Annotated in this window: 10 protein-coding genes; 2 read left to right on the top strand and 8 right to left on the bottom strand. The window is 58.6% G+C overall.

Translation table 11 applies throughout. From position 1 onward, the window contains the following. The first annotated feature begins 181 nt into the window (after window positions 1-181). Entirely contained in the window at window positions 182-1,159 is a 978-nt protein-coding gene (locus tag BLX42_RS00140) for a site-specific integrase (protein ID WP_161870891.1), read from the top strand. On the opposite strand, the gene BLX42_RS00135 is transcribed toward BLX42_RS00140, so the two are convergent. The 7 genes from BLX42_RS00135 to BLX42_RS00105 are packed head-to-tail and all read right to left on the bottom strand — an operon-like array spanning window position 1,156 to window position 3,456. Next, window positions 1,156-1,401 carry an AlpA family transcriptional regulator gene (locus BLX42_RS00135; RefSeq protein ID WP_161870890.1) on the bottom strand — a complete coding sequence of 82 codons (246 nt, stop codon included), beginning with the start codon at window positions 1,399-1,401 and terminating at the stop codon, window positions 1,156-1,158. The two genes, BLX42_RS00140 and BLX42_RS00135, sit on opposite strands and share 4 nt — an antisense overlap. A gap of 28 nt (window positions 1,402-1,429) precedes the next feature. After that, window positions 1,430-1,672 carry a hypothetical protein gene (locus BLX42_RS00130; protein ID WP_161870889.1) on the bottom strand — a complete coding sequence of 81 codons (243 nt, stop codon included), beginning with the start codon at window positions 1,670-1,672 and terminating at the stop codon, window positions 1,430-1,432. Window positions 1,673-1,710: 38 nt separating this feature from the next. Further along, on the bottom strand, window positions 1,711-2,088 hold the full coding sequence (locus BLX42_RS00125) for a hypothetical protein (protein WP_125922939.1): 378 nt from the start codon (window positions 2,086-2,088) through the stop codon (window positions 1,711-1,713). Window positions 2,089-2,143: 55 nt separating this feature from the next. Next, window positions 2,144-2,362 carry a hypothetical protein gene (locus BLX42_RS00120; protein WP_161870888.1) on the bottom strand — a complete coding sequence of 73 codons (219 nt, stop codon included), beginning with the start codon at window positions 2,360-2,362 and terminating at the stop codon, window positions 2,144-2,146. A gap of 46 nt (window positions 2,363-2,408) precedes the next feature. Beyond that, window positions 2,409-2,741, bottom strand: coding sequence for a hypothetical protein (locus BLX42_RS00115; protein WP_161870887.1), 333 nt, complete (start codon window positions 2,739-2,741; stop codon window positions 2,409-2,411). Further along, a complete protein-coding gene (locus BLX42_RS00110; protein ID WP_161870886.1) occupies window positions 2,729-3,133 on the bottom strand; it encodes a phage protein NinX family protein in 405 nt (134 codons plus the stop codon). The genes BLX42_RS00115 and BLX42_RS00110 overlap by 13 nt, the downstream gene beginning before the upstream one ends. After that, window positions 3,130-3,456, bottom strand: coding sequence for a hypothetical protein (locus tag BLX42_RS00105; protein ID WP_161870885.1), 327 nt, complete (start codon window positions 3,454-3,456; stop codon window positions 3,130-3,132). Before BLX42_RS00105 ends, BLX42_RS00110 begins: the two co-directional genes overlap by 4 nt. Window positions 3,457-3,587: 131 nt before the next feature. Here BLX42_RS00105 and BLX42_RS00100 point away from each other — a divergent pair, with 131 nt between their 5' ends. Then, window positions 3,588-4,415 carry a hypothetical protein gene (locus BLX42_RS00100; protein WP_161870884.1) on the top strand — a complete coding sequence of 276 codons (828 nt, stop codon included), beginning with the start codon at window positions 3,588-3,590 and terminating at the stop codon, window positions 4,413-4,415. 23 nt (window positions 4,416-4,438) lie between these two features. On the opposite strand, the gene BLX42_RS00095 is transcribed toward BLX42_RS00100, so the two are convergent. Then, window positions 4,439-4,934 (bottom strand): DNA cytosine methyltransferase (locus BLX42_RS00095; RefSeq protein WP_178110712.1); only part of this gene is annotated, 496 nt, incomplete at its 5' end.

Below are 4,934 nucleotides of genomic sequence, written 5' to 3'. Positions count from 1 at the left end.
TTGCAAATCCGTCTACGCCGGTTCGATTCCGACCTCGGCCTCCACATTCGAAAGCCCCGCAGCCATTGAGGTTGCGGGGCTTTTTTAATGCCTGCGGATTTTGTTGGCCCCGCGATTTGGGACAATCCTGGGACACTGGAAGAAATTGCATGTCCCAGGTGTCCCCGGCAGAATCCGTTACATGGCCACTATCGAGCAGCGCCCCAACGGGGCATGGCGGACCAAGATCCGCCGAAAAGGATATCCCACTATCTCCGCGACCTTCGACACCAAGGCCGAGGCCCAGCGCTGGGCGGCCGAGATCGAGGGCGACATGTCGCGTGCGCGGTTCGTCGACATGCGAGAGGCGGAGAGCACCACGCTGAAGGAAGCGCTCGACCGCTACTCCCGCGAGGTGACTTCGATGAAGAAGGGCGCCAAGCAGGAGCAGACCCGCATCAACAGGTGGAAGCTTCATAAGCTGGCGAACAAGGGCCTGGCCGCGATCCGGTCAAGCGATATGGCTGCATATAGGGATGATGAACTCAAGGAAGGGAAGTCCACCGCAACGGTCAAGCTGGACCTGGCGGTGATCAGCCACCTTTATACGGTGGCCATCAAGGACTGGGGTATTGAGGGACTGAGCAACCCGGTGGCGAAGCTTAGGATGCCGAAGGGCGCGAATTCACGCGATCGGCGGCCCAGTGCGCAAGAGCTGAAGGATGTGATCAAGGCAGCAGGCGATATTCACGCCGAAATGCCGGCCATCATCGGTATCGCGGTTGAAACGGCGATGCGCCGCAGCGAGCTGCTTACTCTCCGGCGGGAGAACGTCAAGCCGAAGCACGCGATCCTGGAAGACACCAAGAACGGTACTCGGCGCCTCGTTCCACTATCGATGCGTGCGCGGCAGCTGCTCGAGTCTTTGCCGGCGCGTATGGACGGCAAGGTGTTCTCGCTGGCGCCGCATTCGGTCAGCCAGTACTTCACGCGAGCATGCAAGGCAGCCAATGTCGGCGACCTGCACTTCCATGACCTGCGACATGAGGGCACGTCCAGGTTGTTCGAAAAGGGGTTGTCCATGATGGAGGTGAGTGCCATCACGGGGCACAAGTCGCTGAGCATGCTCAAGCGCTATACCCACCTGTGCCCCGATACGCTGGCAGACAAGCTGGGTTAGCGTACGCTGGCCAGCGTCGGCGGCGTCTGGCGCTTTCGCCCGGGGCGCGCCGGCGCGTGCAGCCCGCTTTCGCATTCCTGCAAAAACTTTCGCACCGTGGTGACACGCCAGCAGATCCGGCTGCCTTGCTTGAAGAAGGGTGGAAGCCAGCTGGCGCCGGCCTGCCTGGCACTGCGGATAGCCGATTCGGACCGGCCAAGCAGTTTGGCCAGCTCGGGGATGTGGATGATTTCTGGTTCCATATAAGGCTCCTGCCGTACCCGGCGGTGATCAGTAGGATTCGACGATCTTCTTCCGCTGCTCGTGCAGCGCGTTTTCTTTGGAAAGCTGTGCCTCTCGGTCAGCCAGCCACTTCCTGGCTTTTTCCTGCGCAGCCTTGGCGCTGGTGAAAAGCTTCGGCTTCGGATGCTTCACGCCTTTGCTGTCCAGGCAGAAAAGCCCGCTGCGCACGATGGTGACCTCCCTGACGGCGAAGTCCTCGCCCAGGGTGTAGGCCTTGAATGGGGTGGTCATGGGTGATCTCCACGCCGCCGGTGGCGGCAGGTTGGTTGTCAGGTCGTGGCCTGTGCGATGGTCTGTTCGAACCGTGACGCCAACTCAGCGTTGACCTCGGCTTTGGCCAGGCTGTCAGCAGTGCCCTTGGCCCTGTGCAGGGTTTCGTACTTGCGCAACTGGGCGGCGGCTGCGGTCAGGTCGGCCAGAAGCAGGGGCGCCGCGGCGATCAGCTTTGCGTTGGCCCGGCGCAGGTCCCGGCTGAGTTCCGCAGGGCCGATCTCGGTGAAGGTCACGCAGTCGCCGCAGTCAGCGATCATCCAGCCGTCAGAGGGGAGTGCTTTCACGCCATCGCCGCTGTCAGCGCCGAGACCGGTGAAAACCTCGGTTTCGTTCAGGACTTCCCATGGGCCGGGCGTGTGTTTGTGTTTCGTCATGGCAATAGCTCCCCATGCCCGCGCATGTCGGCGGGCTTGCGTTGTATAGGGTGGGTTAGGCCCGGTGGCCGCGCTTGATGAACCAGTCGAGGGCGTTACAGATGAGCGGGTTTTCGTACCAGTCCTCGATCTCGCGTTGCTCATTGCGGTCGCGAAAGAAGGTGGGCCCGAGGTAGTTGTGCCAGCTCATGAACACCCTGGTGCCGTCGGCCAGAGGCAGGCGGTAGAACGGCGAGCGGCAGACAAAACCGTGCTCGATGCGGATGCAGCTCATCGCGGCCCCCTGTAAATCAGATAGGCCATGTACATCAGGGGCAGGATCATTGGCATAGCTCCCTCGGTACTTTGATGGTTTCGCCGCGGGCGTGGTGCACGATCGCCCGGGCTGCAGCTTCGGCCCGCGTATCACCGGGCTGGCGGTCCAGCGGGTGACCTGACACGCAGGCCAGCCAGGGCCAGCTGTAGCCGCGGTCAATCCAGATGCTGTGCTTTTCGATGAGATACTCGCCGGTCGCGTCGTCGATGGCCTGGCCGCTGAGTGGCAGTAGCAGTTGGCCGGCCGCCGGCGGGATTGGCCCGTCGACCAGTTCGACAGCCCAGAGCAACGCCTTGCCAGCTAGGTCGCAGGTGTGCACTTTGATCAGTTTGGGCATGACAGCAGCTCATTCGGCACCTGGACGGTATCGCCGAGCTTGTGGTTAACGAGCCCCCGGCAGAACGCGATGAGCGCCGTGGGGCCGTAGCACCAAATCCCGGCGCCGGCCGGGCCACCTGCGTAGCGCAGGTCTTCTGGAAGCCCTGGGATGTGCTGTGTGGTGCCGCTATGCCTGTCGATCAGTTGGCCGCCCTGTGCCCAGTTGGTGGAGGGCCGCCAACCGAAGCCATCTTCAGCGCCGCGGATGCTGATGCTGCAAGGCAATCCATCAGGGTGCCACACAGTTGTTCGGCATTCCGGATCGATGGTGAACCCTTCAGCCATGGCCACTGCCCAGTCCAGCGGCGCGCCGATCAGGTTGGATACCCTCACTTCGATCAGGTCGGTCATGGTTTCACCTCTCGGCGCGCCCACCAGCACACGGGACCGTCGTCAGTGTCGTGGATGGCCAGGCAGAACCAGTCGCCGCCGGTAGGCCGTTCCGGCTTCCAATAGCTGCAATCTGGGTCATGGCTTTCGAAGTAGCGGTTGGCAATCGCCTCATCGGCGTATTCCAGGCTGACCATGCAAACCTGCAGCCCCTGCTGGGCAATCCAGGCCTTGCACTTGTCGCCATCACCCTCGTCGAAGTCGGGAAGGTCCGGATGCTGGAACATCCCGTTTTCGTCGCGCACGACCGACGCCCGCTGGATCAGTTTGATTTCTTCAGGCATGACGATTCCTTGGCCGCCATATCGCGGCAGTGAATAGAGGGGGAGTTGATTGATTACATTTTTTAGGATCAGATGACGGAATGAAGCTTTGAACGGCCTGGCAGTGCGAATTTGTTCAGTGGGTAAAGTGAATGATTGATAGTGAGTTGAAAAATCAAAGGAATTCTACGGGCTGTGCATTGTGCCTTCGAATAGAAGTGCTTATGGAAAGCCATTTTTTTCCAAAGTCAGCATATAAGCATGTCAGAACTAAAGGAGAAACCGAGGACTCACCGATTCATGTTAGTGCTGGGGATGGGGATGCTTTTTATTCCGATAACCAAGTTACAATGAAGTTGCTGTGTTCCTCCTGTGAGCAATTATTTTCAAAGCATGGAGAAAGTGTCGTTGCCAGGCTTTGGTCTACTCGTAAGGGCTTTCCATTTTTAGAACTAATAAAGGAGGCCAAACTGGAAAGCACCGACAGAAGCGCCGAACTATTTCATAGCGCTTCCTTTCCTGATGGTGTTTTGCGAGGCCTCTATTATTTTGCGGTGAGTATGATTTGGCGGGCTCATGTTTGGTCGCGCAGTAATGCCAAGCTAACAAAAGTTGACCTGGGCCCGTACGAGAAAATTTTTCGTGACTTACTGTTGAGTCATGGCGAAATGAGGCGTGTCAAGCTTATTGTGACGATTAACGTCCATCGTTCAATTAACGGTGTCATGACTACGCCCGTATCCCGAAAAATGTTTGGTAGGCACGCCTACATGTTTGAAATTTTAGGTATCAAATTTCATTTGTATGTTGGTGGGGACGACAAGGGAGATTTTTCAGAGACTTTCAATTATATGGGGTCTAATGTGCTGGTTATGACATCTCGGGAAGCTGAGGCTGCTTCTCATAACGCAATGAAAAGTTTAGTGCTTGGCGGAATTACTCCTAGAGGGAGGTTGGCTAAGGAAAGTGTCGGGAAGTAAATAATATTTATCTTGTTGCTAAACTATGCGGCAGCTGACGTCGTATTACGGCATCGCCACGGGTCATTCGCTTTCGCAAGAGCAGCCATCGGCGGCGGGCTGACGCTATTGCCGCACATGTGCACCTGCTCCGTCTTGGTGAACGGCTTGCCGTCGGCGCCCTTGTCGATGATGTAGCTGGCTGGGAAGCCCTGGGCGCGGTAGAGCTCATGTGGCTGGAGCATGCGCAGGCAGATGTCGACGATCACATAGGGCGTTCCCTTCACGAACACGGTGACCAGGCCCAGGCGGTCCTTGGTGGTCACGGTCGGCGCTGGCGAGTCGCAGGCGCTGATGTTCTCCGTGCCGTAGTAGCTGATCAGGAATGCCGCGACGCGCAGTGCGCCTTCCTCATGCTCTGGCGATAGCTTGTACTCGAGTAGGGCGTGGTGCTCAGCGCCGGCGGTCATCGTCGGTACCGGTTCATCCACGGCCCTGCCCACACAATTTCGACGCAGTGTGGCGAGGCTGGCGGTTACC

Source organism: Pseudomonas sp. SG-MS2, assembly GCF_009933855.1.
Lineage (GTDB): Bacteria > Pseudomonadota > Gammaproteobacteria > Pseudomonadales > Pseudomonadaceae > Aquipseudomonas > Aquipseudomonas putida_E.
Note: the sequence above shows the minus strand (reverse complement) of the source record. Positions and strands in the feature narration are given on the sequence as shown.

Excerpts from the sequence above, each read along its gene's own strand:
- BLX42_RS00135 (WP_161870890.1), bottom strand. The coding sequence starts at position 1,401 with ATGGAACCAGAAATCATCCACATCCCCGAGCTGGCCAAACTGCTTGGC.
- BLX42_RS00140 (WP_161870891.1), top strand. The coding sequence starts at position 182 with ATGGCCACTATCGAGCAGCGCCCCAACGGGGCATGGCGGACCAAGATC.
- BLX42_RS00105 (WP_161870885.1), bottom strand. The coding sequence starts at position 3,456 with ATGCCTGAAGAAATCAAACTGATCCAGCGGGCGTCGGTCGTGCGCGAC.
- BLX42_RS00130 (WP_161870889.1), bottom strand. The coding sequence starts at position 1,672 with ATGACCACCCCATTCAAGGCCTACACCCTGGGCGAGGACTTCGCCGTC.
- BLX42_RS00100 (WP_161870884.1), top strand. The coding sequence starts at position 3,588 with ATGATTGATAGTGAGTTGAAAAATCAAAGGAATTCTACGGGCTGTGCA.
- BLX42_RS00125 (WP_125922939.1), bottom strand. The coding sequence starts at position 2,088 with ATGACGAAACACAAACACACGCCCGGCCCATGGGAAGTCCTGAACGAA.
- BLX42_RS00110 (WP_161870886.1), bottom strand. The coding sequence starts at position 3,133 with ATGACCGACCTGATCGAAGTGAGGGTATCCAACCTGATCGGCGCGCCG.
- BLX42_RS00115 (WP_161870887.1), bottom strand. The coding sequence starts at position 2,741 with ATGCCCAAACTGATCAAAGTGCACACCTGCGACCTAGCTGGCAAGGCG.
- BLX42_RS00120 (WP_161870888.1), bottom strand. The coding sequence starts at position 2,362 with ATGAGCTGCATCCGCATCGAGCACGGTTTTGTCTGCCGCTCGCCGTTC.